The organism is Amycolatopsis sp. NBC_01307, from assembly GCF_035975215.1.
Classification (GTDB): Bacteria; Actinomycetota; Actinomycetes; order Mycobacteriales; family Pseudonocardiaceae; genus Amycolatopsis.
Map to the genome: position 1 here is coordinate 1 of NZ_CP108403.1, position 25,868 is coordinate 25,868.

Consider the following 25,868-nt stretch of genomic DNA (forward strand, 5'->3'; position numbering starts at 1 on the left):
AGTTCTCCAAGTCGCCAGGGAAACCGGGTGGCCGCCAGGACCGCGAACCAAGCTCCCACGAAAGTGGTAGAGTGGGTGGTCCTGAATCGAGGTGATAGCCTCGGAACAACAAAGGCTTGAAACAATCGCCGAGGTTGAGCCCGCCGATAATGCGGGTGATGCCGGAGTGTGTTGCTTGAGAACTCAACAGTGTGCTAGTGAACTAAGCCAGTAGAGCTTATATAACCTCGTATGAGGTTCCTTTGAGAATGATTGAGTACATAGTCTCGATCAAACTATTCATTGTTGGAGAGTTTGATCCTGGCTCAGGACGAACGCTGGCGGCGTGCTTAACACATGCAAGTCGAACGATGAAGCCTTCGGGTGGATTAGTGGCGAACGGGTGAGTAACACGTGGGTAATCTGCCCTGCACTCTGGGATAAGCCTTGGAAACGAGGTCTAATACCGGATATCACAACGCTTCGCATGGAGTGTTGTTGAAAGTTCTGGCGGTGCAGGATGAACCCGCGGCCTATCAGCTTGTTGGTGGGGTAGTGGCCTACCAAGGCGACGACGGGTAGCCGGCCTGAGAGGGTGACCGGCCACACTGGGACTGAGACACGGCCCAGACTCCTACGGGAGGCAGCAGTGGGGAATATTGCACAATGGGCGAAAGCCTGATGCAGCGACGCCGCGTGAGGGATGACGGCCTTCGGGTTGTAAACCTCTTTCGCCAGGGACGAAGCGCAAGTGACGGTACCTGGATAAGAAGCACCGGCTAACTACGTGCCAGCAGCCGCGGTAATACGTAGGGTGCAAGCGTTGTCCGGATTTATTGGGCGTAAAGAGCTCGTAGGCGGTTTGTCGCGTCGGCTGTGAAATCTGGAGGCTTAACCTTCAGCGTGCAGTCGATACGGGCAGACTTGAGTTCGGTAGGGGAGACTGGAATTCCTGGTGTAGCGGTGAAATGCGCAGATATCAGGAGGAACACCGGTGGCGAAGGCGGGTCTCTGGGCCGATACTGACGCTGAGGAGCGAAAGCGTGGGGAGCGAACAGGATTAGATACCCTGGTAGTCCACGCTGTAAACGGTGGGTGCTAGGTGTGGGCGACATTCCACGTTGTCCGTGCCGTAGCTAACGCATTAAGCACCCCGCCTGGGGAGTACGGCCGCAAGGCTAAAACTCAAAGGAATTGACGGGGGCCCGCACAAGCGGCGGAGCATGTGGATTAATTCGATGCAACGCGAAGAACCTTACCTGGGCTTGACATGCGCCAGACATCCCCAGAGATGGGGCTTCCCTTGTGGTTGGTGTACAGGTGGTGCATGGCTGTCGTCAGCTCGTGTCGTGAGATGTTGGGTTAAGTCCCGCAACGAGCGCAACCCTTATCCTACGTTGCCAGCGCGTTATGGCGGGGACTCGTGGGAGACTGCCGGGGTCAACTCGGAGGAAGGTGGGGATGACGTCAAGTCATCATGCCCCTTATGTCCAGGGCTTCACACATGCTACAATGGCTGGTACAGAGGGCTGCGATACCGCGAGGTGGAGCGAATCCCTTAAAGCCGGTCTCAGTTCGGATCGCAGTCTGCAACTCGACTGCGTGAAGTCGGAGTCGCTAGTAATCGCAGATCAGCAACGCTGCGGTGAATACGTTCCCGGGCCTTGTACACACCGCCCGTCACGTCATGAAAGTCGGTAACACCCGAAGCCCATGGCCCAACCCTTCGGGGAGGGAGTGGTCGAAGGTGGGACTGGCGATTGGGACGAAGTCGTAACAAGGTAGCCGTACCGGAAGGTGCGGCTGGATCACCTCCTTTCTAAGGAGCACAACACATCCACGTTCCCGGGATACCCGGAACCAGGGCGTGGGGTGGCTGGGGTTTAACACTCGAATGCAGTGTTGCTCTGGTTGCTCAAGGAATTGTGGAACTACTGGTTATGGCTTATCGCGGTGACAGACGCCGGCGTTAGTACTGATCCTTCGGGGTCGTGGAGGACGCTCGCCGAGTCGAGTGGTGGGTTGTTCACGAAGCACACTGTTGGGTCCTGAGGCAACACGCCTCGGGGCTTACGCCTCGGGAGCGATGTTTGTTTCTGGTGTGGTGTTTGAGAACTGTAGAGTGGATGCGAGCATCTTTGTGGTCAAGTTGTTAAGGGCACATGGTGGATGTCTTGGCTTCAGGAGCCGATGAAGGACGTAGGAGGCTGCGATAAGCCTCGGGGAGCTGTCAACCGAGCTGTGATCCGAGGATTTCCGAATGGGGAAACCCAGCACCAGTGATGTGGTGTTACCCGCACCTGAATATATAGGGTGTGTGGAGGGAACGCGGGGAAGTGAAACATCTCAGTACCCGTAGGAAGAGAAAACAACCGTGATTCCGTGAGTAGTGGCGAGCGAAAGCGGAAGAGGCTAAACCGATTGCATGTGATACCTGTCAGGGGTTGTGTAGTCGGTGTTGTGGGACCCGCCTTGAAGGAACTGACATTTCTTCGGAATTGACGCATGGGTTAGTGGAACGCCTTGGGATGGGCGGCCGGAGTGGGTGAGAGCCCCGTACGCGAAAACTTGTGTTGTTGTTCTTGGTGGTGTTCCCGAGTAGCAGCGAGCTCGTGGAATTTGCTGTGAATCTGCCGGGACCACCCGGTAAGCCTAAATACTTCCTGAAGACCGATAGCGGACTAGTACCGTGAGGGAAAGATGAAAAGTACCCCGGGAGGGGAGTGAAAGAGTACCTGAAACCGTGTGCCTACAAGCCGTCAGAGCTGTAATGGTGATGGCGTGCCTTTTGAAGAATGAGCCTGCGAGTTAGTGCTGCGTGGCGAGGTTAACCCGTGTGGGGTAGCCGTAGCGAAAGCGAGTCTGAATAGGGCGAATGAGTCGCGTGGTCTAGACCCGAAGCGGAGTGATCTACCCATGGCCAGGGTGAAGCGACGGTAAGACGTCGTGGAGGCCCGAACCCACTTAGGTTGAAAACTGAGGGGATGAGCTGTGGGTAGGGGTGAAAGGCCAATCAAACTCCGTGATAGCTGGTTCTCCCCGAAATGCATTTAGGTGCAGCGTCGCATGTTTCACCACGGGGGTAGAGCTACTGGATGGTCTAGGGGCCTTACCGGGTTACCGAAATCAACCAAACTCCGAATACCGTGGTGTGAGAGTGCGGCAGTGAGACGGCGGGGGATAAGCTTCGTCGTCGAGAGGGAAACAGCCCAGAACACCAGCTAAGGCCCCTAAGTGTGTGCTCAGTGGGAAAGGATGTGGGATTGCCCAGACAACCAGGAGGTTGGCTTAGAAGCAGCCACCCTTGAAAGAGTGCGTAATAGCTCACTGGTCAAGTGGTCCTGCGCCGACAATGTAGCGGGGCTTAAGCACACCGCCGAAGCTGTGTCATTGACACAATAGATCCACTTGGGCTCTTGAAGTCCTTGTGTAGTCGTGTTGATGGGTAGGGGAGCGTCCTGCACCCAGGGAAGCCGTGGCGGAAGCTAGCGGTGGAGGGTGTGGGAGTGAGAATGCAGGCATGAGTAGCGAATGCAGAGTGAGAAACTCTGCCGCCGGATGACCAAGGGTTCCTGGGCCAGGCTAATCCGCCCAGGGTAAGTCGGGACCTAAGGCGAGGCCGACAGGCGTAGTCGATGGACAACGGGTTGATATTCCCGTACCCGAGCATGTGCGCCCATGACGAGGCGTTTGATACTAACCACCCAAAGCGTGCCGGTGATGCCTTCGGGCGGAGTTGGCATTGTGGAGCGTGGGACCTGATTTCGTAGTAGTCAAGCGATGGGGTGACGCAGGAAGGTAGCTCCGCCAGGCGATGGTTGTCCTGGTGTAAGCGTGTAGGAGAAAGCATAGGCAAATCCGTGCTTTATATACTCTGAGACGTGATGCGTAGCCGTTTGAGGTGAAGTAGAGTGATCCTATGCTGCCGAGAAAAGCCTCTAGTGAGTGCATGCACGGCCCGTACCCCAAACCAACACAGGTGGTCAGGTAGAGAATACTAAGGCGATCGGGTGAACTGTGGTTAAGGAACTCGGCAAAATGCCCCCGTAACTTCGGGAGAAGGGGGGCCAAACATCCTGAAGTCCTTTACGGACTAGGGGTGGGTGGCCGCAGAGACCAGCGGAAAGCGACTGTTTACTAAAAACACAGGTCCATGCGAAGTCGCAAGACGATGTATATGGACTGACGCCTGCCCGGTGCTGGAACGTTAAGAGGACCGGTTAATCCCTTCGGGGGTGAAGCTGAGAATTTAAGCGCCAGTAAACGGCGGTGGTAACTATAACCATCCTAAGGTAGCGAAATTCCTTGTCGGGTAAGTTCCGACCTGCACGAATGGCGTAACGACTTTCCGGCTGTCTCAACCACAGGCCCGGCGAAATTGCACTACGAGTAAAGATGCTCGTTACGCGCGGCAGGACGGAAAGACCCCGGGACCTTTACTATAGTTTGGTATTGGTTTTCGGTTCGGCTTGTGTAGGATAGGTGGGAGACTGTGAAGCGGTGACGCTAGTTACTGTGGAGTCATTGTTGAAATACCACTCTGGTCGAATTGGGAATCTGAACCTCGGGCCATGATCTGGTTCAGGGACAGTGCCTGATGGGTAGTTTAACTGGGGCGGTTGCCTCCTAAAGAGTAACGGAGGCGCCCAAAGGTTCCCTCAGCCTGGTTGGCAATCAGGTGTTGAGTGCAAGTGCACAAGGGAGCTTGACTGTGAGACAGACATGTCGAGCAGGGACGAAAGTCGGGACTAGTGATCCGGCACCACCTGGTGGAAGGGGTGTCGCTCAACGGATAAAAGGTACCCCGGGGATAACAGGCTGATCTTGCCCAAGAGTCCATATCGACGGCATGGTTTGGCACCTCGATGTCGGCTCGTCGCATCCTGGGGCCGGAGTAGGTCCCAAGGGTTGGGCTGTTCGCCCATTAAAGCGGCACGCGAGCTGGGTTTAGAACGTCGTGAGACAGTTCGGTCCCTATCCGCCGCGCGCGTAGGATACTTGAGGAAGGCTGTCCCTAGTACGAGAGGACCGGGACGGACGAACCTCTGGTGTGCCAGTTGTCCCGCCAGGGGCATGGCTGGTTGGCCACGTTCGGAAGGGATAACCGCTGAAGGCATCTAAGCGGGAAGCCTGTTCCAAGATGAGGTATCCCACCCTTTGTGGGTTAAGGCCCCCAATAGACCATTGGGTTGATAGGCCAGATATGGAAGCACAGTAATGTGTTGTCGAGTTGACTGGTACTAATAGGCCGAGGACTTGTCTACGAAGGTGTTACGCATCCACTCTACGGTTCTGAAACACCACACAGCTCCCTGTGTTTGGGGGGTGTGGGTGTTTGATAGTGTTTCGGTGGTTTTAGCGTCAGGGAAACGCCCGGTCCCATTCCGAACCCGGAAGCTAAGCTTGACAGCGCCGATGGTACTGCAACCGAAGGGTTGTGGGAGAGTAGGACACCGCCGAACATTTCGTTGAGAAGGGCCTGGCCCGGTCGAGAACACTAGTTCTCCCGGGCCAGGCCCTTTTTCTCATGCCCAAAACCGGGTCGGCCGGCACCGTGGCCCACTTCGTGTCGACTCTCCAGTCACACGAGTTGACCTTCCAATCACGTGTTGACCCTCTGATCACGCGAGTCGTCTCTCCAGTCACGCGAGTTGACCCTTCACGCACGCGAGACGGCCGTCTGGGCCGCGTGGTGACCCGTGAATCACGGGTGTCGACCTTCTGAGCACAGGTGCCGACCCCTGGATCCCGGGTGGCCGGCGCTTCAATCACGGGAGCCGACTGTCGAGGTACGCGAGCCGACCGGCTGGGTACGTAAGTCGACTGTCTGAGTACGCGAGCCGACCGTTCGGGACGTAAGCCGACCGGCTAGGTACGTGAGCCGGCCCGCTGGGTACGTGAGCTGACTGTTCGTGTGTGCGAGCTGCTCTCGCGCGGTGCGCGAGTTCCGGTCTCAATCACGCGAGATCCCGCCTGGAATCACGTGGATCCCGGCCCGGATCACACGAGTCCCGCCCGGGATCACGCGAGATCCGGCCACAATCACGCGAGATCCGTGCGGGATCACGTGAGTTGCGGCTCCGATCACCGCAGCGCCCTGCTCCCGGCCTCACAATCCGGGTGATGTCCGATCCGAGTGATGCCCGCCGGATCACCGGTGGTGCCCGCCCGGTCACGAGAGATGCCCCGCGGATCATGCGAGATACCCTGCCAGTCACGGCTGAAGCCTCCCCGCACGCTGTCGATGCCTCTATCGGCTACGCCTGCGGCCTGCGTAGGTGTCGAGCCGGCTACACCGGCTGCCATCCGTGAGTACGTGGCGGCCGGGGGCATCGCCCGGCTGGTTGGCTGACTGGGTTCCGCGCTGGCAGCGGATCGACGGGGTGATTGGCCGACTGGGTCCCGCTGCGGTGGTGGATCGCCGAGTGGCTGGCCGGTAGGGGTCTTGCGCCGGCGGTGGGATCCCTGGCTGCTGCTCGGCCGCAGCGACTAGCTCACCGGGACTGGCCGTGAATTGGGCCTGCCTCGGGCTACGGTGGCTGGCTCCCTGGACTGGCCGCGAATTGGTCCTGACTTGAGTGCGGCAGCTAGCTCATCGGACTTGTCGCGGGCAGGACCTGACTCGGGTTGCAGCAGCTGGCTCACCGGGCTGGCCGCGGATAGAGCCCGGCTCGGGCTACGGCTGCTGGCTTACGGACTCGGCGCGGATGGAGGCTACGGCTACTGGCTCACGGACTCGGCGCGAGTGGGGGCTGCAGCGGCTGGCTCACCAGACTTGGGCCGGATGGGGACTGAGCGGGAGTCTGCGTGATCGGTGCCGTGCCCGCGTGACTCTCGCGGTATGACTTGCGAAATGGGCAAAAGAAAGGGGCCGGGAGCGAAAGCTCCCGGCCCCTGACCAGACAACTGCAGTTACTTCACCGCCGAGCCGGCTTGCCAGTCGGCCCAGGACTTGGACCAGTCGCCGTACAGGTCCCAGACTGGGAGCTGGGGGCCGCCCGAGTTGGTTACCTCTACTACGTCGCCCAGGCCCAGGTTCTGGAAGAACCACTGGGCGTTCGCCGCGTTCAGGTTGATGCAGCCGTGGGAGACGTTCGAGCTTCCCTGCTGGCCCACGCTGTTCGGGTTCTCGTGGACGAACTCGCCGTCGTTCGAAATGCGCTGTGAGAACTTCTCGTTGGAGCGGTACGCCTTCGGGTCGGGCGGGCAGACGCCGTACGTGCACGAGTCCATCGTGTAGTTGGCCTGCTTGTCCGAAATGATGTGCGCGCCCAAATGCGTCGGCGTCGCGTCCTTGCCCATCGAGATGGGCATGGCCTTCACCATCGCGCCGTTGTGGAAGATCTGCATCTGCTCGGTGTTCCCGTCCGCCTTCGCGATCCAGGAATCGTGCACCTTGTACGTCTCCGTACGATCCTCCGCGCCGAAGACGCCGTTTCCGAAATCGACGCCGTAGATCTTCGCCGTGACCTTCAGCGTCGTGCCGGCCTTCCAGTACTCCTTCGGCCGGTAGTGGACGTTCGAGTCGTCGATCCAGTACCAGCTGCCCTCCTGCTTCGGCGTCGACTCCACCGTGAGGGCCTTCTCGACGTCCGCCTTGTTCTTGACGGCGATCTTGCCGAAGCTGAAGACGATCGGCTGCCCCACACCGACACCCGTGCTCGCCACCGCGGACGGCGCCGGGATCAGGTTGGCGTTGGCCTGCTTCTTCGGGGCGATCGTGCTGATCTGGTTGTCCTGCTCGATCGGCTTCCCGTCGGCGCCCTGGGCGTGCGCGACGATCTTGTACGTCGCGCCGTAGCCGAGTGGTTCGCTGGACGTCCAGCTGAGGGAGTCCGTCGCCAGCTTGCCGGCCACCGGCTTCCCCTTCGCCGTGTTGGTGATCGTGACGTCGATGAGCTTCCCGTTGGCCGCCTTGACGACGACTGGGGTCGCGGGGTTCACGTTGGCGCCGCCCGCCGGCTCGAACGTCACCGCCACCGGGTTCGCGGATGGCGCCTCGGATCCGGACGTCGGCGCCCCGCCGGTGGGCGAACCACCGTCGTCACCGGACGAGCAGGCGGAAAGCAGCAGTGCTCCGGCGAGAATCCCGGCCACCGAAAGTAAAGTCTTCTTGGGGAGCATATTGTCTCTTTTTGGGAAATTGGGATCGGCGGGCATTACCATCAAAACTACGCGATAGCGATGACGTCCTTCCGACCGGATCGGTGCATCGTCGTGACGTGGATCACGTGACGACCAGACCAGGGGCGCCGTAAAGCCCCGCACCGGACACCGAAATCCCGTCGAGGAACTCCCGCGCCGCGTCGTAGGCCTCGGTGGCCAGCGCGTCCGTGTGACCGAAGTCCAGCGGGTTCACCCGTGCGGGTGCCGGCCCGGGCAGGTACACCACCGGCACCTGGGACGCCGCGAGCGGCGCCTCCAGCACGGCCTGGTTCCGCATGCTGATCATCGCGGTGAACATCATCACCTCGGCGAACGTACGCGGCGCGCTCGGCAGCTTCCCGGGGAACGCGCAGTCGAACACCACCAGCGACTGCGCGCCCATCGCCAGCGCCTGCCGCATCGGGACGTTCGCGACGAGCCCGCCGTCGTAGAGCAACCGCCCCTCGTGCTCGACCGGCGGGAAGATCCCCGGGATCGCGCAACTGGCCAGCAGCGGCGCCAGCAGGGGGCCGGACCGGATCAGCAGCGGCTCGGCCGTGTCGACCTGCGTGGTGACGACGCCCAGCGGCAGCGCCAGGTCCTCGAACCGGCGCCCGGCGCCGACGTGCTCGTCGATGATCTTCGTCAGGCCGCGGTTGGTGAACAGGTGCGTCTTGCTCTGCGTCAGCGTCCGGACGCGGCTGAACACACCGCCGGGGAACGCCTCGTCCCGCGTCATGTGCGCCCAGATGCCACGCAGCCGCTCGATCGGGTCGTCGCGGGTCAGGGCCAGCACGGCCGCGTTGAGCGAGCCGACCGACGTGCCGACCGCGAGGTCCGGGGTGATCCCGGCCTCGGCGACCGCGCGCAGCATGCCGACCTGCATCGCGCCGAGACTGCCGCCACCACCGAGGACGAAGCCGACCGGCCGGGGAAGATCCGCGAAACTCATACCGCCGAATGTAGTAAGCCCGACTTTCGCAGGTCGTGCCGGCCGTGAAGCCGGCGTTAACCTGCTGGACGTGGCCGAGCTGGAACTGCGCCATCTCCGGGCCGTCCGCGCTGTCGCCGACGGCGGCAGTGTGAGCCGCGCGGCCACCGTGCTGGGCGTCAGCCAGCCTGCCCTCACCGCCCAGCTCAAGCGCATCGAACGCATCCTCGGCGGCGACCTGTTCGTCCGCGAGCCCAGCGGCGTGCGCCCGACCGAGCTCGGCCGGTTCGTGCTCGCCCGCGCCGACGCCCTGCTGTCCGACATGCAGGCCCTCGTCGCGACCGCCCGGCGGCACGGCGAGAGCGTCGCGGAAACCCTGAAGATCGGCTACGTGCCGCTGCTCATCATCGGCCGGTTCATCGAAGAGCTGGGGAAGACGCTCGACGTCCAGACGTACGCCGAGCCGGCGTCGCTGACCCTGCTGAAGCTGCTTTCGACCGGCCGGGTGGACGTCGCGCTGCTCGAACGGTTCGACGGCACCGAGCCGCACCACTACGCCGGGCTGACCGTGCGGACGCTGGCCACCGAGCCGATCTTCGTCGGGATCGCGCAGGGCCACCCGGCCATTCGCGGTGGCGTGGTCGACCTCGCGGATCTGGCCGGCGTCGACTGGATCCTGCCGCCACCGCACGAGAACTGCGTGCGCGTGCGGTTCCTGCAGGCCTGCGCGGCGGCCGGGTTCACGCCGCGGGTGCGGCACTTCACGTCCGAGGCGGGCACGGCGGGGACGCTGATCGCGCAGGGCGCGGTGTGCCTCGCGCAGGCCGCGTCCGCTCCGCCGCCCGGGCTGCTCGCGCTGCCGCTCGCCGGGGACCCGCTGTGGACCACGCTGCTGTTCGCGACGCGGGAGGACGACGCCCGCACGCCGGCGACCGACGAGGTGTTCCGCTGCGCCGAGGTCGCCTACGTCGCGTCGCGGCAGCGGAACCCGCACTTCGCGCGGTGGTGCCGCCAGCATCCGGAGGAACCGGGCGAACGGTTGGTCTCCGCCCGATAGGCGGCATAACGCCGGTGTTATCCCCGCTGGGATTACTGCCCGGCGCGGCAACGGGAGACGCTCACGAAGTCCCCACCTGTTGCCGACAAGGAGCAACGAATGCACCTCAGACGATCAATGGCGATCGGCGTGCTGTGCGTCGCGCTGGCCGGCTTGTTCTCCCCGCCCGCGACGGCCGCCCCACGGGCCGCCACCACCCTGGCCATCAGCCAGCTCGTGCAGGAACAGAACCAGTGGTGCTGGGCCGCGAGCGGCCTGACCATCGCGCGGTTCCTGGGCTACGGCTCAAGCGTCAGCCAGAACACGTTCTGCGACTACTCCCGCGGCTACCCGGCCGGTTCGCAGTGCCCCAACCAGGCCGGCGAGCTGACGTACGTGCAGCGCGGCTACCAGGCGCTCGGGCTGCGGCCTGGCACCGTGACCAGCGCGCTGAGCTTCGCGTCCGTGCAGAGCGAGATCACCGCGCGGCGCCCGGTCGAGACGGGCATCTACTGGACGGCCGGCGGTGGCCACGCCCAGGTGATCTACGGCTACGACGCGAGCGGGCTCGTCTACTACGGCGACCCGTGGCCGAGCAGCCAGCGCTACAGCGCGATGGCGCACTCGAGCTACGTCCGCAACGGGCAGTTCCAGTGGGCCCAGTCCCTCTACCGGATCGGGGCGTGACATGAACCTCTACCGCGGACTCGTCACCCTCCTCGCCGGCTCCGCCCTGGTGCTCGGCTTCGGCGGCACGGCTTCGGCTTCGGAACCGTCCGGCACCGACGTCACGGCGGCCGAGCAGGTGCTCGCCTCGCCGGACACGACGGCGAAGCTGTCGTCGTTCTTCGGCCAGCTCGACCAGCGTTCCGGCGTCGCGCGGGCCGACGCGGAGCAGGCGCCGCGCGTCACCGGTGAGCCGTTGCGCGTCTACTCGCTCGACCCCGCGTTCGTCGCCGGGACGCCGGACGCGCAGCCGGCGGCGTTCGCGTACTTCGCCGTGCGGACGCAGGCGTCGACGGGCCGGCAGGCGACGGTCTGGCTCACCCCCGAGGCGTCGGGCTGGGCGGCGACCAACTTCACCACCGGCACCGAGGAGGTGACCTACCCGGCGCAGGCGGGCGCGGACGTCGTGTTCACCGAGCCGCAGGTCAACGCCTGGTACCGGATCCGCGACGGCCGGGTGCTGCCGCTCAACGACCCGGCCCGCTCGCGGGTCGGCGACGGCGTCGCGGTGCCGGCGTACCAGCAGCTGGTGCACCGGTTGTACGGCGACAAGCTGCCCGGTTCGGCGTACCGGGCGCAGGGCAAGCTCGGCGGCTACGACCTCGCCGCCACCCCCGTTCCGGCGCCGTCCGTGCCGGGCACCGGTTCCTGGCCGTTCGTCGCCGGTGGGGCGCTGTTGGCGCTCGGCTTGATCGGCTGGGCCACCGGCAAGGCGACGCGCGCCCGTCGCTGACGCCGGGAGGGTGCGGCCTGGCGTCTCGGGCCGCACCCTCGTGGCACCCGGCTCTCACGCCGTGAGGGGCACCTTCAGGGCGTTAAAGGCCGTGAGGGTGCCCTTCACGGCTTTCCGCTTCAGGGAACGCGCTCGGACTCCGGTTCGGCGGCCGCGAGCGTCTTGCGCTTCTTCAAGCGCAGCAAGAAGAACACCGCGACCGCCGCCAGTACGCCGATCACGATCAAGCCGCCCGTGTTCAACGCGCCTTCGATGCGCTTCGCCGCTTCGCCCAGGGCGGCGCCGATGCTGATGTGGACCAGCGACCAGCAGAACGCGCCCGCCGCGGCCGCGGGCAGGAACCGGCGGAACGGCAGGCCCGACGTCCCCGCCGCGGCCGGTGTCAGTGTGCGGATCACCGGCAGGAACCTCGCGAAGAACACCGCCCACGCGCCTCGGCGTTCCAGGACCGACGTCGCCTTGTCCCAGGCTTCGAGGCCGTACTTGCGGATCAGTTTGGTCTCGCGCAGCCGGGGTCCGAAGCGGCGGCCGATGACGTAGCCGAGGGCGTCGCCCGCCGTCGCGCACAGCGTGACGACCGTCCACAGTGCCAGGAAGCGGGCGATGGTGTTCGCCGTCGTCGCGGCGATGAGCAGGCCGGATTCGCCCGGGGCCAGGAAACCCAGGCCGATCGTGCACTCGGCGAAGACCAGGCCGCCGGTCGCCGCGACGAGCCCCGGTTCCGGGAGTCCTTGCAACCAGCTGAGGAGATCCGAAACCAGGGCCATGCGCGCCACTTTACCGATCCTTTAAGGTCGGTGGTGTGGCGTCGGTCACCGCGCCAGCAGCGACGCGGCTTCCTGAGCGGCGGGGCCTTCGACCGCGAGGTGCTGCAGGTTCTCCGGCAGGTCCTCGCCGCGGTGGGCCTTCGTCTGGGCGTAAAGGCGTCCCGCGCGGTACGACGAGCGCACGAGCGGGCCGGCCATGACGCCGGCGAAGCCCATGGCTTCGGCGGCGTTCGAGTGCTCCACGAACTCCTCCGGCTTCACCCACCGGTCCACCGGGTGGTGCCGCGGCGACGGCCGCAGGTACTGCGTGATCGTCAGGATCTCGCACCCGGCGTCGACCAGGTCCTGCATCGCCGGGGCGACCTCGTCGGGCGTCTCGCCCATGCCGAGGATCAGGTTCGACTTCGTCACCAGACCGGCTTCGCGCGCGGCCGTTATAACGTCCAGGGAACGCGCGTAGCGGAAGCCGGGACGGATCCGCTTGAAGATCCGCGGAACCGTCTCCACGTTGTGCGCCAACACTTCCGGCCGCGAGCCGAACACCTCGGCCAGCTGCTCCGGGTCCGCGTTGAAGTCCGGGATCAGCAGTTCGACACCGGTACCCGGGTTCAGCGAGTGGATCTGACGGACGGTCTCGGCGTACAGCCACGCCCCACCATCGGCGAGGTCGTCACGAGCCACGCCGGTGATCGTCGAGTACCGCAGCCCCATGGCCTGGACGGACTCCGCGACCTTCCGCGGCTCCGTCCGGTCCAGCTCGGCCGGTTTACCCGTGTCGATCTGGCAGAAATCACACCGGCGGGTGCATTGGTCGCCGCCGATGAGGAACGTGGCTTCGCGGTCTTCCCAGCACTCGTAGATGTTGGGACAGCCCGCTTCTTCGCAGACGGTGTGCAGACCTTCGCGGCGCACGAGGCCCTTGAGCTCGGTGAACTCCGGGCCCATCCGCACTCGCGTCTTGATCCACGGCGGCTTCTTCTCGATCGGCGTTTCGCTGTTGCGGACTTCGAGACGCAGCAGCTTCCGGCCTTCAGGCGCAGCACTCACGGGATCAAGCGTACGCCCGCCGCACAGGCCGTTCCGCCTACGCGGGGTCGGGCGTGACGCCGGTCAACTTCGCGGTGAGGTCCCACAACGCGGCCCCCAGCGCCTCGCTGCGCGCGGGCGTCAGCGGGTTCACCTTCACGGGGTGACCCCGCAGGCCGCCGACGCCGCGCGGGCCGATGTATTCGCCGCCTTCGATGCCGTCCGCGGTGGCCGCGTACAGCTGGGGGAGCGCGCCCATGCGGGGGCCCTGGGCCAGCAGGATCTCGCCGAGCCGGTTGCCGCCGCCGATCACGGCGCGCAGCACCGGGTTGCGGTACGAGCGAGCCATGCCCTGGCCGAGGCCGGTCCACGTGTAACCCGGGTGGGCGGCGACGCTGAGGACGTCGTCGCCGGCGGCACGCAGCCGGCGGTTCAGGTCGAGCGCGAACACCTGGTTGGCCAGCTTCGACTGGCCGTAGGCGGCCCCCGGGTTGTAGCGGCGGTGCTCGAAGTTCGGGTCGGCGACGTCGATGCGCGCGCCGGTCGCGGCGACACTCGAAAGTGTGACGACGCGGGCGCCGCTGCCGCCGCGCAACGCGGGCAGCAGCAGCCAGGTCAGCGCCGCGTGCCCGAGGTGGTTGGTGCCGAACTGGGTCTCGAAGCCGTCGGCTGTCCTGCCGCGCGGTGTCATCATCAGCCCGGCGTTGTTGATCAGCAGGTCCAGCCGGTCGCCGGTGCGTTCCCGCACCGACGCGGCGGCTTCGCGCACCGAAGCGAGGTCGGCCAGGTCCAGCTTGACGAGTTCGGGTGCGGCGCCCGAGGCGGCCGCGCGCACCTGCTCCAGGGCTTTCGCGCCGCGTTCGGCGGAGCGGCACGCGAGGAGCACGCGGGCCCCCTTGCCCGCGAGCACCTCGGCCGTGCGGAGGCCGAGGCCGGAGTTCGCGCCGGTGACCACCGCGGTGCGGCCGGTCTGGTCGGCGATGTCGGCTTCGGCCCAACGCTCAGTCATGCGCTTACTTAACCGTGGTTACGCGCTCGGCGCGAGCAGGCGCCGCAAGCCGCTCATCATCGGGCGGCGCGGGCAGTGGGACTGCTCACGGCTCGTGCGCAGCAGCGCCTCGAGCGTGTGGCCCACCTTGGTGATCTCGTCGGCCGGCTCACGCGGGTCGGCCAGCCCCGAGGTGACGGCGAGCATCCGCAGCTCGCCGTCGTGCATGCGGCGCAGCGACGCGTGGCGCTCGAGCCCGCCGTCGAGCACCGCGCGCAGCGTCTCGTGCTCGTCGACGGTGGCGCGCCAGGCGCGGGTGACGGCGTCGACGTGGTCGCCGAAGCCGTCGGCGTCGTCCGGGTCGGTGACCTCGGTGCGCAGCCGGCCGGCCAGCACCTGCGTCCACTTGTACTGCAGGGCGGCGAGGACGTTCTCCTCGCAGCCGAAGTGGTCTTCGGCTCCGGGGACCTCGTCGAGCGGCAGCGGCGCGCCCGGGTTCCGGCCCGCCTGGCGGACGGTGGCTTCGAGGATTTCCTGACGTCGGTAGAAGTCGGTCCAGCTCATGGTGTGGCTCCCCTTCCGTGGCGGGGGTCATACCGCGGGTCTGCGGCATACTCCCGGTACGGACCTGACCCGGTGAACATACCATGGGTATGGAGAGGTCCTCCGGGCGTAAAGTTGTGAAGGTGGCGACAATGAGGTCCAGGCGACTCGACTACTCCGAGTCGACGCGGTCGGCGCTGGTCGACAGCGCGGTGGAACTGATCACCAAGCGCGGGTACGCGGGGACCTCGCTCGACGAGATCGCCAAGCGCGCCCGCGTGACGAAGGGCGCGCTCTACCACCACTTCAGCGGCAAGCAGGCTCTCTTCGAAGCCGCGTTCGACTCGGTCGAAAGCCTCGTCTACGACCGCCTGGACAAGATCATGAACGGCGAGGGCACCCCCTGGGAGCGGGCCCTCGGCGGCCTCAACGCGTTCATCCGCGCCTGCCTCGACCCCGCCTACCAGCGGATCGCCATCCACGAGGCGCCGGTCGTGATGGGCTGGGAGCGCTGGCGCGAGGCCGAGGAACGGTGCAGCTTCGGGCTGGTGCGCACGGGCCTGCAGTCGCTGATCGACGCGGGCGAGGTCGAGCCGGTGCCCGTCGAGGTCACCGCGCGGCTGCTGTTCGGCGCGCTGTCGAGCGCGGCCACCGAGATCGCCAGCTCGCCGGACCCGAAGAAGGTCGGCGCCGAGATCGAGGACGTGATCGTCCGCATGCTGGTCCGCCTGCGGCGCACCGACGGCGAAGAGGCCGCTCCGTCTATAGGCTGATCTTCGTGGACTTGAGGATCTTCACCGAGCCCCAGCAAGGGGCCAGCTACGACGACCTGCTGCGCGTCGCCAAGGCGACCGAAGCCGCCGGCTACGACGCTTTCTTCCGCAGCGACCACTACCTGAGGATGGGGGACGCCGACGGCCTGCCCGGCCCGACCGACGCGTGGATCACGCTCGCCGGCCTGGCCCGGGAGACCAGCCGGATCCGGCTCGGCACGCTCGTCACCGCGGCGACCTTCCGCCACCCCGGGCCGCTGGCCATCTCGGTGGCGCAGGTCGACCAGATGTCCGGTGGGCGGGTGGAGTTCGGCTTCGGCGCCGGCTGGTACGACGCCGAGCACGAGGCGTACGGCCTCACGCTGCCGCCGCTGAAGGAGCGCTTCGACCGCTACGCCGAGCAGCTCGAGATCATCACCGGGCTGTGGAAGACGCCGGCGGGGGAGACGTACTCCTTCACGGGCGGCCACTACACGCTGATCGACTCGCCGGCGCTGCCGAAGCCGGCCCAGTCGCCGGCCCCGCCGGTGATCATCGGCGGCTCGGGCAAGAAGCGCACCCCGGCGCTGGCCGCGCGGTTCGCCGACGAGTTCAACCTGCCGTTCGCCGACCAGGAGTCCGCGGCCGCGCAGTTCGCCCGCGTCGAGGCGGCGGCGCAGGAGATCGGCCGCGACCCGAAGGAGATCCTGCGCTCGGTGGCGCTGGTCATCGGCGTCGGCCGCGACGACGCCGAGGTCGAGCGCCGGGCGTCGGCCATCGGGCGCGACGTCGCCGGGCTGCGGGAGAGCGGCCTGGCCGGCTCGCCCGCCGAGGTCGTCGACCGGATCGGGCAGTGGCGCGAGAAGACCGGGATCACCCGCGTCTACCTGCAGCTGCTGGACCTGTCCGACCTGGACCAGATCGACCTCATCGCGTCCGAGGTCGCCCCGCAGCTGGACTGAGCCCGAAGTCCGTGAATGCCACATTGAGGGACGCTATGTCCCTCGATGTGGCATTCACGGACTTGGTCAGTTCTGCAGGGCGAAGGTGACGCCGGCAGCTTGCGGGGCCTGGGGGCGGGGGAGCCAGCGGTCGTCGGTCACCGGCAGCTCGCCTTCGAGCGCCGCGAGGACGGCGTCGCGCGCGAGCGGCAGGACCGCCTCCACGCTGACGTCCTTCCGCAGCTCGTACGACAGCGACGTCACGCCCGCGTCGCGGATGCCGCACGGCACGATGCTGTCGAACGCGGCCAGGTCGGCGTCGCAGTTCAGCTCGAAGCCGTGCATCGTCACGCCGCGCTGGACGCGGATGCCGATCGCGGCGATCTTGCGCTCGATGCCGCGCTCGTCGGCCGGGATCCAGACGCCGCTGCGGCCTTCGACGCGGCCGGTGTGCACGCCCAGCTGGTCGCACACGTGGATCAGCGCCTCCTCGAGCCGCCGCACGTAGTGCACGACGTCGATCGGGTCGGCGAGCTTCACGATCGGGTAGCCGACCAGCTGGCCGGGGCCGTGCCAGGTGATCTTGCCACCGCGGTCGACGTCGATCACCGGGGTGCCGTCGGTGGGCCGGTCGGCGGGCTCGGTGCGCTTCCCGGCGGTGTACACCGACGGGTGCTGCAGCAGGAGCATCGTGTCGCCGGCGGTGCCGTCGGCCCGCGCGGTGAGCGCGCTCCGCTGGAGCTCCCAGGCCTCGGCGTAGTCGATCGTGCCGAGCTCGCGGACGTCGACGGGTTCGGTGCTGGCGCGGCAGGAAATCCGGGAAGAACTCACCCGTCGAGGCTACGCCCGTCACCCGGCGGAAGCAGGCGCAAGGCGCACGCTGAGAGCAGCCCGACACCGGTCACGGCGAGCACCGCGCCGATCGTGTCGGTGACCCAGTGCACACCCAGCACGACCCGGCAGGCGGCGATCAGCACGGTGGCCACGACGACGGCCACCGCGACCCGCTTCACCAGCCGCGGCCACAGCCACGCGCACAGCAGGAGCAGGACGAACCCGGTGCTCGCCACCGACGTCACGTGCCCGCTCGGGTAGCTCAGGTCCGGGTAGTCGCGCGGGCGTTCGCGCAGGAAGATCGGCTTGAACACCAAGCTGGTCAGCCGGCAGAGCACCAGCACGACCGCCAGCCGGACGCACAGGCCGACGTGTTCGCGCCGCCGCAGCGCCAGCGCCACCAGGGCCGTGCCGAGGACGAACGGGAGCACCGGGCCGAGGACGTCGCTGCCGGCCTGGGCGACCCGGCCGAGCGGCTGGGCGTAGACGTCGTGGAGGGCGTCGGCCACGGCGACGTCGAGGGCGAGCGGCTGCCGCGCGACGCTCAGCCCGAGCAGGACGAACGCGGCCGACAGCACCACGCCGACGACGAGCCAGCGCCGGACCTGAACGGTCATGCGGCGGCGAGCGCGCTGTCCAGCGTCGGGTGCCGGAACGCGTAACCGGAGCGTTCCAACGCGGCCGGGAGCGCGCGTTGCCCGAACAGCGCCATTTCCTCGCCGGCCTGGCCGAGCACGGCTTTGAGCGCGAACCCGGGCACGAACCACGGCGCGGGCCGGTGCAGCGTGCGGCCGACCGCGCGGGTGAACTCGGCGTTGGTCACCGGCGCGGGCCCGGTCAGGTTCACCGGGCCGGACAGCGAATCGTGCGTGAGGGCGTGGACGATCGCGCCGACCTCGTCGTCGAGGGCGATCCACGGCATGTACTGGCGGCCGTCGCCGAGACGCGCGCCCAGGCCGAACCGGAAGAGCGGCCGCAGCGTGCCGTAGAGCCCACCCTTGGTCGACAGCACCAGCCCGGTCCGGATGTGGACGACCCGCGCGTCACGCGCCGCCGCCGTCGCGGCTTCCCACTCCGCGCACAGCTCGGCCAGGAACCCTTGCCCCCGCGGCGAGTTCTCGTCCACAGTGGATGGTCCGGGGTTGCCGTAGTACCCCACGGCGGAGGCGTTGACCAGCACGCCGACGCCGTGTTCGGCGACGGCTTCGGCGAGCACCTCGGTCGGTTCGACGCGGCTGTCGGTCAGCTGCTGCTTGCGCATCGCGCTCCAGCGGCCGGGAAACAGCGGCTTGCCACCCAGGTTCACGACGGCGTCGACACCCTCGAAGGCACCGTCGGTGATGGTGCCGGCGGGCGGGTCCCAGCGGTGTTCGCCCGCCGCCCGGGTTTCGCGCCGCACCAGCGTGCGGACGTCGTGGCCGTCGCGCCGCAGGCGGTCGCCCAGCGCCGACCCGATCAAGCCGCTCGCTCCGGCGATGAGTACTCGCATGGGTCGATCGTGGCCCATCGGGGTCCGCCTCGCACTCCGGGTCCCGCGGGAAACCGGCCCGGAAAGCCGTGAAGGACTCCTTCCCGGCTCTTATGGCCGGGAAGGAGTCCTTCACGGACAACGGCGCCGCTCGAACCTCGCGTCCGGAAACGGCGAAGGCCGCCACGAGAGTTCCGTGGCGGCCTTCGTCGTTGCTTGAGTCAGAGACCGAGCTCGTCCTCGAAGTTGCCCTCTTCCAGACGCTGCTTGATCGTCATCAGGAAGCGGCCCGCGTCGGCCCCGTCCACCAGGCGGTGGTCGTAGGTCAGCGGGAGGTACGCCATCGAGCGGATGGCGATCGTGTCGTTGCCGTCGGCGTCCGTGGCGACGATCGGGCGCTTGACGACCGCGCCGGTGCCGAGGATGCCCGACTGCGGCTGCACGATGATCGGCGTGTCGAACAGGGCGCCGACGCTGCCGATGTTGGTGATGGAGAACGTGCCACCGGACAGCTCGTCGGGCTTGATCTGGTTGGCCCGCGCCCGGCCCGCCAGGTCGGCGATGCGGTGCGCGATACCGGCCAGGCTCAGCTCACCGGCGTCGTGGATCACGACCGAGAGCAGGCCGCGCTCGGTGTCCACCGCGATGCCCAGGTGCACGGCGCCGTGGTAGGTGATCTCCTTCGTGTCCTCGTTGTAGGACGCGTTGACGTTCGCGTGCTGCTTGAGCGCCTCGACGGTCGCCTTCGCGAAGAACGGCAGGAACGTCAGGTTGACGCCCTCGCGCTCCTTGAAGGCACCCTTCGCCCGCTGGCGCAGCTTGGCGATCTTGGTCACGTCCACTTCCTGGACCTGCGTGAGCTGCGCGGCGATCTGCAGCGACTCGCGGGTCTTGGTGGCCGTGATCTGCCGGATCCGGCTGGCCTTCTGCACGGTGCCGCGCAGCGCCTGGACCTCCGGGGAGACCGCGGTGGACGTCGCACGCGGAGCGGCCGGGGCCGGCGCCGCGGGAGCCTGCGCAGCCGGAGCGGCGGCGGCCGGGGCCGGAGCGGCCGCGGCCTTCTGCTTCTCCTCGGCCGCGGCCAGGACGTCCTGCTTGCGGATCCGGCCGCCGACACCGCTGCCGGTCAGGCTCGACAGGTCGATGCCGTGCTCCGACGCCAGCTTGCGCACCAGCGGCGTGACGTACGGGCCGTCCGCCGAGCTTTCCTTCGCCGCGGCGGGAGCGGGCTCGGCCTTCGGCTCGGGCTTCGGTTCCGGCTTGGGCTCGGGCTTGCTCTCCTGGACCGGCTCGGGCTTGGGCTCGGGCTTCGGTTCCGGCTTGGACTCCTGGACCGGCTCCGGCTTGGACTCCGCCTTCGGCGCGGCACCCGCGGCACCGATCACGGCCAGGACGCCGCCGACCTCGACGGTCTCGTCCTCGCCCGCGCGGATCTCCAGCACCGTGCCGGCGACCGGCGACGGCACCTCGGTGTCGACCTTGTCGGTGGAGATCTCGAGCAGTGGCTCGTCGACCTCGACCGAGTCGCCGACCTGCTTCAGCCAGCGCGTGACGGTGCCCTCGGTGACGCTCTCGCCCAGCTCGGGCAGCTTCACCTCGGTGCCTTCGCCGTCGGCGGCCGGCGCGGTGTCCGGCTTGCTCGGGGCGCTGTCCTGTGCGCTTTCCCGGGCCTGCGGCTCAGGGGCGGACTCGGGCTCGGGCTCGGGTTCCGGCTCGGACTTCTGCTCTTCCTGCGCGGGGGCGGAAGACTCGGGCGCGCCGCCGGAACCGTCGTCGATGACGGCGAGCTCGCCGCCGACCTCGACGGTCTCGTCCTCCTGGGCACTGATCTTCACGACCGTGCCCGCCACCGGGGAGGGCACCTCGGTGTCGACCTTGTCGGTCGAGATCTCGAGCAACGGCTCGTCGACCTCGACGGTGTCACCTTCCTGCTTGAGCCACCGGGTGACGGTGCCTTCGGTGACGCTCTCCCCGAGCTCCGGCAATGTGACGGAGTAGGCCATCGTTCGCTGACTCCTCTTTCAAGATTCTGCGTGGTCTGGATTCTGCTGGTGAGACGTCAGCTGTGCACGTGCAGCGGCTTGCCGGCCAAGGCAAGGAACGCTTCACCGAGGGCCTCGGTCTGGGTGGGGTGGGCGTGGATGAGCGGGGCGACGTCCTCGGGGAAAGCCTCCCAGCTGTAGATCAGCTGCGCTTCGCCGATGAGCTCGCCGACGCGGTCACCCACCATGTGTACACCCACGACCGGGCCGTCCGGCGCCTTGACCAGCTTGACCCCGCCGGAGGTCTTGAGGATCTGGCTCTTGCCGTTGCCGCCGAGGTCGTAGGTGAACGTGGTGACGTCCGAACCGTACTTCTCCTTGGCCTGCGACTCGGTCAGCCCGACCGAAGCGACCTCCGGGTGCGAGTAGGTGACCCGCGGGATGCCGCTCTCGTCGATCTCGCGCGGGGCGAGCCCGGCGATCTCCTCGGCGACGAAGATGCCCTGCTGGAAGCCGCGGTGCGCGAGCTGCAGGCCCGGGACGATGTCGCCGACGGCGTAGACGTTCGGCAGGTTGGTGCGCAGCCGGTCGTCGGTGAGGACGAAGCCGCGCTCGATCTTGACGCCGGCCTCCTCGTAACCGTGGCCGGCCGAGTTCGGGCCGCGGCCGACGGCGACCAGGAGCAGGTCGGCCTCGAGGGTCTCGCCGGACTCCAGCGAGACGCTCACGCCGTTGTCGTCCTGCTTCGCGCCGGTGAACCGCACGCCGGTCTTGAAGGCGATCTTGCGGCGGCGGAAGGCCCGCTCGAGCTGCTTGGAAGCGAACTCGTCCTCGTTCGGGACCAGCCGGGGCAGCGCCTCGACGATGGTGACGTCCACGCCGAAGGAGGCCCAGACGCTGGCGAACTCGACACCGATCACGCCGCCGCCCAGGACGACGACCTTCTTGGGGACGTAGTCCAGGGCGAGGGCCTGCTCGCTGGCGATGACGCGGCCGCCCAGCTCGAGCCCGGGCAGCGTGCGCGAGTACGAACCGGTGGCGAGGATGACGTTCTTGCCGGTGTAGCGGGTGCCGTCCACCTCGACGGTCGTGCCGCCGACGAACGTGCCGCTGCCCTCGACGAGGTTCACCTTGTGCGCCTTGGCCAGGCCCTGCAGGCCCTTGTACAGGCGGGAGACGATCCCGTCCTTGTACTTGTTGACCCCGGCGATGTCGATGCCCTCGAAGACGGCCTTGACGCCGACGGACCCGGCTTCGCGGGTTTCGTCGGCGACCTCGGCGGCGTGCAGCAGTGCCTTGGTCGGGATGCAGCCCCGGTGGAGGCAGGTCCCGCCGAGCTTGTCCTTCTCGATCAACGTGACGGAAAGGCCCAGCTCGGCCGCGCGGAACGCCGCGGCGTAGCCGCCCGATCCGCCTCCCAGGATCACGAGGTCGGCGGAGGTGTCGGTCACTTCAATAGCTCCTCGGCAAGCAGTGGGGTGGTGCTCTGTTGTCGCCCCTGCCCGGTATAACCGCGCGCGCGACACCGCCATCTTGTCACTACGCCGGACGGGGCTGCGACCTAGCCGGGTGTGCGACGCCGACCACACGCGCGGTCCGGGATAATGAACAGGCAAAGTACCCGGAGGAGAGGTGGTCGCGGTGGGGCTCTTCGACTCGCTGCGCAGGCGCGGCAAGGGTGGTCAGAAGGCCGGCACGCTGCGGAAAGCCAACACCGAGGACACCCGGCACCTCGAAGAGTGGGCGGCCTCGCGGCGCGGGGTGGAGGCGTTCGTCGAGCCGAAGACGAACGTCACCGAGACCACAGTGGTGTTGGTCGCTCACGACGGCGAGTGGACCCGGCGCCGGATCAGCAGCCTCGACGCCGCGCAGAACTTCGGCCAGCGCCGCTCGATCCCGGTCTACGAGGTCGCGCGGATCGGCTACCCGAAGCGGATGCGCGAGTACACCGAACGCAAGAAGCGCGGCCAGGCCTAGCGCACCCGTCGTGAGTGGTAATTCGGGTTAGAACCCTCATTGCCACTCACGACGAGCCGCGGCAGACCTACAGCTCGATGCGGCCGACGACCTCGCCGTTGAAGGTCTGGCCGGTGCGGCGGAAGCCCAGCCGCAGGTAGAAGTCCTCCGGGCCGCCTTCGGCCGGGAGCCACAGCACCGTCGCGGCCTTCTCACCGCGCCGCCGGGCTTCGTCGAGGACGGCTTCCACGGCGAACCGGCCGTAGCCGCGCCCCTGGACCCTGGCCCCGACGTTGAGCCGCCAGATGCCGCAGCGGAAGAAGTCCAGCTCCGCGTCCGGGTCGAACGCGCCCATCACGAAGGCGGCAGGCTCGCCGTCGGCGCGGATCAGCCGCGGCCAGGCGACCTCCGGCCGGGTGTAGGCCTCGGCCAGCGAGACGGCGACCGGCGCGACGAAGTCCTTCTGGTGCTCTTCGACCGCCAGCTGGCACGTGGCCGCGACGTTGTCGGGAGTGATCTTCTCCACGGTGAGGGTGGTCACCGCGCCGACGCTAACAGGGTGGCGTGCCGTTCGAGCACCGAGCGGAACGACGGGTGCACGGTCGTGCCGAGCACCGGGTCGACCTCCACCACGTGCGACGCCGAGAGCAGCAGGACGGCCGGGTCGGCCAGCAGCACCACGCCGTTCTCGGCGCGCAGGTCCGCCGTGCCGAGCAGGCGCGGGAAGACGACGTCGGCGGGCAGCCCGTCGCAAGTGCGCAGGAACGCGCGGTGGTCTTCGGGCAGCTCCACGCCGAGGCGCTGTTCCGCCGAGCGGATCGCCGCGGCCGACGCCGCCGGCGGCGCGGAGGCGGCAGCGACGGTACTGCCGCGCAGGCGCAGGATCGCCGCGATCAGCTCCGGCCAGGTGCCCAGGTCGGGCGGGTACCGCTCGTTCAGCGCCGCGACCAGCGCGCCCGCGCACGCCTCGGCCCAGTCGCCCAGGCCGAGCGGGTCCGCGCCGGCCACCAGGGCCGGGGCCAGCGCGCGCGTCGCGGCCAGCGTCGCGACGTCGGGACGCGGCCCGGTCAGCTCGGCCCAGCGGGCGAGGTCACCGTCGGCGAGCGCGGTCCGGGCCTTGTCCGGCCGGGACGGCGCGACGTGCTTGATCACTTCGGCGATCGCCCCGGGCGGGAGGACGCCGTCGAGATCGGAGACCGGGCGGCGCAGGGTGGCCGTGTGCGCGCGCTCTTCGGCGTCGGGATCGAGCGGCGGCAGGCCTTCGGCCCACGACGGACGACCGCCGCGGGCCTCGAAGAGCATTTCCCAGGCGCGGGCCCGGATCGGGTCGCTCGCGAGCGCGCTCACCGGCCGTTCGGTACCGGCCTGCCACTGGGTGACCAGCCGGTCGGCCTCGCCGAGGGCGCCGGCGGTGGCCAGCAGCAGGGCGGCGTACCCGACCTGGTTGTCCACAGTGGACGAAGCGGCGGTCAGGACGTCCCTGACCGCCGCTTCGAGGTACTCGCCCGGATCCACTCAGCCGTTGGCGGCGATGTCCGCCAGCACCGCGGCGATCGAGCGGACCGGCACCCCGGTGCCGCCCTTGCCGGTGTAGCCCCACGGGCCGGCGGTGTTGAACGACGGGCCGGCGATGTCGATGTGCACCCAGTCGAGGCCGTCGGCGACGAACTCGCGCAGGAAGATGCCGGCCGCGAGCATGCCGCCCCAGCGGTGCCCGGTGACGTTGGCCAGGTCGGCCAGCCGCGAGTCGAGGTCGGCGCGCAGCTCCTCGGGCAGCGGCATCGCCCAGCCGTTCTCGCCGGTGGCCTGCATGATCGCGGCGACGCGGTCGCGGAAGTCCTCCGAGCCCATCACGCCGGCGGTGCGGTTGCCGAGCGCGACGACCTGGGCGCCGGTCAGCGTCGAGGTCTCGATCAGGTAGTCCGGGTTCTCCTCGGCGGCGCGCACCATGGCGTCGACCAGCACGAGCCGGCCCTCGGCGTCGGTGTTGAGCACCTCGACGGTCTTGCCGCCGTACATGGTGAGGACGTCACCCGGGCGGTACGACGTCCCGGACGGCAGGTTCTCCGCCAGCGGGATGTGCGCGACGACCTCGAGCGGGTACTTGAGCTTCGCGGCCAGGACGACCGACGCGAGCACGCCGGCGGCGCCGGACATGTCCGAGGTCATGTGGTCCATGTTGGCGGCCGGCTTGAGCGAGATGCCGCCCGAGTCGAACGTGATGCCCTTGCCGACCAGCGCGACCTTCTTGACGGCCTTGGCCGGCTTGTAGGCGAGGCGGACGAGCCGCGGCTGGCGCGAGGAGCCGCCGCCGACGCCGAGGATGCCGCCGAAACCCTTGCGCTTGAGGGCCTTCTCGTCGAGCACCTCGAACTCGAGGCCGTTGTCCTCGGCGAGCTTCTTGGCGCGCTCGGCGAAGGACGCCGGGTACAGGTCGTTCGGCGGGGTGTTGATCAGGTCGCGGGCGGTCAGCACGGCCTCGGCGATGCCGGCGGACGCCTTCAGCGTCGCCTTGTGGTCGCGGGCCGTCCCCTCCGCCGGGCTCGCGAAGTCGAGCTTCGCGACCGGCGCGTCGCCCTTCTCGGAGCGGTAGGCGGTGAAGACGTACGAGCCGAGGATCGTGCCCTCGACGGCGGCCTGCAGGTCGAGCGCCGACAGCGTGACGAACGCGCGGTCGGTGCCGGCGAGCGCGCGGCCGGCGGCACCGGCGGCGCGGCGGACCTGCTCGGGGGTGACGCCGGCGCCCGCCTTGCCGAGACCGACGGCCAGGACGACACCGGCGGACAGCTTGCCCAGCGTCGGCACCTTGACGACCTCTTCGGCCTTGCCGCTCGCACCGAGCGTGGCGAGCAGGCCAGCGAGCCGGCCGTCGAAGGCGGCGTCCACGGCCTCAGCGCCCGCGGCGAGCACGGGCCCGTCCTCGCCGGCCACGGTGCCGATGACGACCACGTCGGCGCGCGTCTTGGCCAGTGCCTCCCCGGTGTTGTCGGACAGGGCGAGCTTGGGCACGGTCACTTCTGGCTCCTCGCGCGTTCACGTGGCACCGGGCACCGGCCCGGTC

General features: G+C 67.8%; 20 protein-coding genes and 3 rRNA genes. 9 read left to right on the forward strand and 14 right to left on the reverse strand.

Going from position 1 to position 25,868, the window contains the following annotated elements:
* Positions 1 to 282 precede the first annotated feature (282 nt).
* The 3 genes from OG439_RS00005 to rrf all read left to right on the forward strand — a co-directional run bounded on the left by OG439_RS00005 (position 283) and on the right by rrf (position 5,441).
* Positions 283 to 1,798: ribosomal RNA gene (locus OG439_RS00005) — 16S ribosomal RNA — on the forward strand.
* Between the two features lie 323 nt (positions 1,799 to 2,121).
* A 23S ribosomal RNA gene (locus tag OG439_RS00010) occupies positions 2,122 to 5,243 on the forward strand.
* An 81-nt stretch (positions 5,244 to 5,324) separates the two neighbouring features.
* Positions 5,325 to 5,441 (forward strand): 5S ribosomal RNA (rrf, locus tag OG439_RS00015).
* Together the 16S, 23S and 5S rRNA genes form the textbook arrangement of a ribosomal RNA operon.
* 1,450 nt (positions 5,442 to 6,891) lie before the next feature.
* Here the strand turns inward: rrf and OG439_RS00020 are convergent.
* Complete coding sequence (locus OG439_RS00020; RefSeq protein ID WP_326947294.1) at positions 6,892 to 8,103, reverse strand: L,D-transpeptidase; 1,212 nt, start codon at positions 8,101 to 8,103, stop codon at positions 6,892 to 6,894.
* A gap of 103 nt (positions 8,104 to 8,206) precedes the next feature.
* The gene (locus tag OG439_RS00025) at positions 8,207 to 9,076 is read right to left on the reverse strand and encodes a patatin-like phospholipase family protein (protein WP_326947295.1); all 870 of its coding nucleotides are present in this window, start codon (positions 9,074 to 9,076) and stop codon (positions 8,207 to 8,209) included.
* A 70-nt stretch (positions 9,077 to 9,146) separates the two neighbouring features.
* Here OG439_RS00025 and OG439_RS00030 point away from each other — a divergent pair, with 70 nt between their 5' ends.
* The 3 genes from OG439_RS00030 to OG439_RS00040 all read left to right on the forward strand — a co-directional run bounded on the left by OG439_RS00030 (position 9,147) and on the right by OG439_RS00040 (position 11,550).
* Entirely contained in the window at positions 9,147 to 10,112 is a 966-nt protein-coding gene (locus OG439_RS00030) for a LysR family transcriptional regulator (protein WP_326947296.1), read from the forward strand.
* A gap of 99 nt (positions 10,113 to 10,211) precedes the next feature.
* Entirely contained in the window at positions 10,212 to 10,778 is a 567-nt protein-coding gene (locus OG439_RS00035) for a papain-like cysteine protease family protein (protein WP_326947297.1), read from the forward strand.
* A gap of 1 nt (position 10,779) precedes the next feature.
* The gene (locus OG439_RS00040; protein ID WP_326947298.1) at positions 10,780 to 11,550 is read left to right on the forward strand and encodes a hypothetical protein; all 771 of its coding nucleotides are present in this window, start codon (positions 10,780 to 10,782) and stop codon (positions 11,548 to 11,550) included.
* A 119-nt stretch (positions 11,551 to 11,669) separates the two neighbouring features.
* Here the strand turns inward: OG439_RS00040 and OG439_RS00045 are convergent, their stop codons facing one another.
* Genes OG439_RS00045 through OG439_RS00060 form a run of 4 tightly spaced genes read right to left on the reverse strand, consistent with a single transcriptional unit; the run spans position 11,670 to position 14,895 of the window.
* A complete protein-coding gene (locus OG439_RS00045) occupies positions 11,670 to 12,317 on the reverse strand; it encodes a DedA family protein (protein ID WP_326947299.1) in 648 nt (215 codons plus the stop codon).
* Between the two features lie 45 nt (positions 12,318 to 12,362).
* Positions 12,363 to 13,364, reverse strand: a complete 1,002-nt coding sequence (gene lipA, locus OG439_RS00050) for a lipoyl synthase (RefSeq protein ID WP_326947300.1) — start codon at positions 13,362 to 13,364, stop codon at positions 12,363 to 12,365.
* A 37-nt stretch (positions 13,365 to 13,401) separates the two neighbouring features.
* Positions 13,402 to 14,352 carry an oxidoreductase gene (locus OG439_RS00055; RefSeq protein ID WP_326947301.1) on the reverse strand — a complete coding sequence of 317 codons (951 nt, stop codon included), beginning with the start codon at positions 14,350 to 14,352 and terminating at the stop codon, positions 13,402 to 13,404.
* Positions 14,353 to 14,370: 18 nt separating this feature from the next.
* Positions 14,371 to 14,895, reverse strand: coding sequence for a hypothetical protein (locus OG439_RS00060; RefSeq protein WP_326947302.1), 525 nt, complete (start codon positions 14,893 to 14,895; stop codon positions 14,371 to 14,373).
* Between the two features lie 131 nt (positions 14,896 to 15,026).
* On the opposite strand from OG439_RS00060, the gene OG439_RS00065 reads away from it, so the two are divergent.
* Together OG439_RS00065 and OG439_RS00070 are read left to right on the forward strand one after the other, a co-directional pair.
* Positions 15,027 to 15,647 carry a TetR/AcrR family transcriptional regulator gene (locus OG439_RS00065; protein ID WP_326947303.1) on the forward strand — a complete coding sequence of 207 codons (621 nt, stop codon included), beginning with the start codon at positions 15,027 to 15,029 and terminating at the stop codon, positions 15,645 to 15,647.
* 5 nt (positions 15,648 to 15,652) lie between these two features.
* A complete protein-coding gene (locus OG439_RS00070; protein WP_326947304.1) occupies positions 15,653 to 16,588 on the forward strand; it encodes an LLM class F420-dependent oxidoreductase in 936 nt (311 codons plus the stop codon).
* Between the two features lie 66 nt (positions 16,589 to 16,654).
* Here OG439_RS00070 and lipB read toward each other — a convergent pair whose 3' ends face one another.
* The 5 genes from lipB to lpdA form a co-directional block, all read right to left on the reverse strand.
* A complete protein-coding gene (lipB, locus tag OG439_RS00075; RefSeq protein ID WP_326947305.1) occupies positions 16,655 to 17,398 on the reverse strand; it encodes a lipoyl(octanoyl) transferase LipB in 744 nt (247 codons plus the stop codon).
* Positions 17,395 to 18,018 (reverse strand): phosphatase PAP2 family protein, encoded by a 624-nt coding sequence (locus tag OG439_RS00080; RefSeq protein WP_326947306.1) that lies wholly within the window; start codon positions 18,016 to 18,018, stop codon positions 17,395 to 17,397. The genes lipB and OG439_RS00080 overlap by 4 nt, the downstream gene beginning before the upstream one ends.
* On the reverse strand, positions 18,015 to 18,890 hold the full coding sequence (locus tag OG439_RS00085) for a TIGR01777 family oxidoreductase (protein WP_326947307.1): 876 nt from the start codon (positions 18,888 to 18,890) through the stop codon (positions 18,015 to 18,017). Before OG439_RS00085 ends, OG439_RS00080 begins: the two co-directional genes overlap by 4 nt.
* 200 nt (positions 18,891 to 19,090) lie before the next feature.
* Positions 19,091 to 20,872 (reverse strand): 2-oxoglutarate dehydrogenase, E2 component, dihydrolipoamide succinyltransferase, encoded by a 1,782-nt coding sequence (gene sucB, locus OG439_RS00090; protein WP_326947308.1) that lies wholly within the window; start codon positions 20,870 to 20,872, stop codon positions 19,091 to 19,093.
* A gap of 56 nt (positions 20,873 to 20,928) precedes the next feature.
* Positions 20,929 to 22,302, reverse strand: a complete 1,374-nt coding sequence (gene lpdA, locus OG439_RS00095; RefSeq protein ID WP_247062673.1) for a dihydrolipoyl dehydrogenase — start codon at positions 22,300 to 22,302, stop codon at positions 20,929 to 20,931.
* A gap of 181 nt (positions 22,303 to 22,483) precedes the next feature.
* Between lpdA and OG439_RS00100 the strand changes: the two genes are divergently transcribed.
* Positions 22,484 to 22,828, forward strand: a complete 345-nt coding sequence (locus OG439_RS00100) for an oxidoreductase (RefSeq protein WP_326947309.1) — start codon at positions 22,484 to 22,486, stop codon at positions 22,826 to 22,828.
* A gap of 67 nt (positions 22,829 to 22,895) precedes the next feature.
* Here the strand turns inward: OG439_RS00100 and OG439_RS00105 are convergent, their stop codons facing one another.
* From OG439_RS00105 to OG439_RS00115, 3 genes are read right to left on the reverse strand one after another with little or no spacing between them, the layout of a single operon-like run.
* Positions 22,896 to 23,348 (reverse strand): GNAT family N-acetyltransferase, encoded by a 453-nt coding sequence (locus OG439_RS00105; RefSeq protein WP_326947310.1) that lies wholly within the window; start codon positions 23,346 to 23,348, stop codon positions 22,896 to 22,898.
* Positions 23,345 to 24,322, reverse strand: a complete 978-nt coding sequence (locus OG439_RS00110) for an SMI1/KNR4 family protein (RefSeq protein ID WP_326947311.1) — start codon at positions 24,320 to 24,322, stop codon at positions 23,345 to 23,347. The genes OG439_RS00105 and OG439_RS00110 overlap by 4 nt, the downstream gene beginning before the upstream one ends.
* Positions 24,323 to 25,822 (reverse strand): leucyl aminopeptidase, encoded by a 1,500-nt coding sequence (locus OG439_RS00115; RefSeq protein ID WP_326947312.1) that lies wholly within the window; start codon positions 25,820 to 25,822, stop codon positions 24,323 to 24,325.
* Between the last annotated feature and the right edge of the window lie 46 nt (positions 25,823 to 25,868).